Origin of the sequence: Paracoccus sigandri, from assembly GCF_003709565.1 — a bacterium.
GTDB lineage: Bacteria > Pseudomonadota > Alphaproteobacteria > Rhodobacterales > Rhodobacteraceae > Paracoccus > Paracoccus siganidrum.
In genome coordinates this window covers 1-1,988 of sequence record NZ_QNRC01000092.1, presented here as the reverse complement: position 1 = coordinate 1,988, position 1,988 = coordinate 1, and the positions used below count along the sequence as shown (strand labels likewise).

The following is a 1,988-nucleotide window of genomic DNA, read 5'->3' as shown; positions in this document are numbered from 1 at the left end:
AGAAAGCTCATTTCTTCGTTCTGGACCTGCCGCATAGCGATGCCCGGCTCATGTCAGGGCCTGCCCGGCGGCGGTGGCCGAAGCCTGGGTCGACGGCCATATCCATGCCTTCACCTTCTTCGGCGCGGTTCCGCAGTCGATCGTCTATGACAATGACCGGTGCCTGGTGGCAAGGATCCTGCCGGACGGCACCCGCAAACGGGCGGAGCTGTTCAGCGGCTTCCTGTCGCATTACCTGATCCGGGATCGCCATGGCCGCCCGGGCAAGGGTAATGACAAGGGGAAGGTCGAGGGGTTGGTCGGCTATTGCCGCCGCAACTTCATGGTGCCGATGCCCGAGTTTGCAACCTGGGAGGCATTCAACCTCTGGCTGGAGGAGCAATGCGAGCGTCGCCAGCTCGATGTTCTGCGCGGCGAAAGCGATACCATCGGCGCGCGGTTGCAACACGATGTGGCAGCGATGCGCCCGTTCCCGGCCGCGCCTTTCGAGGCCTGTGATCAGGACAATGGGCGGGTCTCGTCCCAATCCCTGGTGCGCTACAAGACCAATGACTACTCGGTGCCGGTCGCCTTCGGACATCAGGATGTCTGGATCCGGGCCTATGTCGACACGGTGGTCATCGGTTGCCGTGGGGAAGTGATCGCCCGCCATCCCCGGTGCTGGGATCGTGACGAGATCGTCTTCGACCCGATCCATTACCTGCCGCTGCTGGAACAGAAGAGCGAGCCAGCGAAGGCGCCACCGGTTCGAGCCCGCTGGCGAGCGCGCTTGAGCAGGCAGCGCCGCTTCAGGGCTGGGACCTTCCCGAAGAGTTCGCGACACTGCGCCGGCTGATGGAGGCCCGCATGAACCGGCATGGCCGCCGCGAATACGTCCAGGTTTTGCGGCTGCTGGAAACCTTCGATCCGGCCGATCTCCAGGTCGCCGTGAAGCAGGCGCTCCACATGGGTGCAATCGGCTTCGACGCTGTGAAGCATCTCCTGTTGTGCCGGGTGGAACGCCGACCGCCCAGGCTGGACCTGGACTGCTATCCCTATCTGCCCACGGCAACGGTCGACAAGACCGAGGCGCGTTCCTACATGCGGCTGCTGGCGGGAGATATGGCATGAGCGACGCTCCGGAAATCCTGCTCGCCCATCATCTCAAGGCACTCAAGCTGCCCACGTTCCTGCGCGAGCATCAGAAGCTGGCCCAGCAATGTGCGGCGGAAGGCGTGGACCATGTCCGCTATCTGGCCCGGCTGGTCGAACTGGAACTCATCGACCGGGAAAGGCGGATGGTCGAGCGGCGCATCAAGGCTGCCAAATTCCCAGCGGTCAAAAGCCTGGACAGCTTCGACTTCGCCGCCATTCCCAAGCTCAACAGTGAGCCTGTGAACGCCAGCGGTTCGAGAGAACAGGCGAACGCAGGTGCTGGAACTGGCACGCTGCGAATGGATCGGCAGGCGTGAAAACGTCATCGCCCTCGGGCCATCGGGCACTGGAAAAACCCATGTTGCCCTCGGCATCGGGCTGGCCGCCTGCCAGAAGGGTCTGTCCGTCGGCTTCACCACCGCCGCAGCCCTGGTCAGTGAGATGATGGAAGCCCGTGATGAGCGCCGTTTGCTCCGCCTTCAGAAGCAGATGGCCGGATACAAGCTTCTCATCATCGACGAACTCGGCTTCGTGCCCTTGTCGAAAACCGGCGCCGAGCTCCTGTTCGAGCTGATCTCGCAACGCTACGAGCGCGGATCGACCCTGATCACCAGCAATCTGCCTTTTGACGAATGGACCGAGACATTCGGCTCCGAACGCCTCACCGGCGCGCTTCTCGACAGGCTGACCCACCACGTCAGCATTCTCGAAATGAATGGCCAGAGCTATCGTCTCGCCCAAAGCCGCGCCCGAAAGGCCGGCTGACCCCTTTCAAAAAATACCAACGGCACAAGCACGGAACTCTGGTCGGGCTACGCCCTCCCGACGTTCCGTGCTTGTGCCGCTAACTGGCA

General features: G+C 62.7%; 2 pseudogenes. Both read left to right on the top strand.

Features of this window, described 5'->3' with window-relative positions:
* Positions 1-1,110, top strand: a pseudogene (locus C9E82_RS23810) (Mu transposase domain-containing protein); the annotation flags it as partial.
* Positions 1,107-1,899 (top strand): annotated as a pseudogene (gene istB / locus C9E82_RS23805) (IS21-like element helper ATPase IstB). The pseudogenes C9E82_RS23810 and istB, both read left to right, overlap by 4 nt.
* Positions 1,900-1,988: the final 89 nt, after the last annotated feature.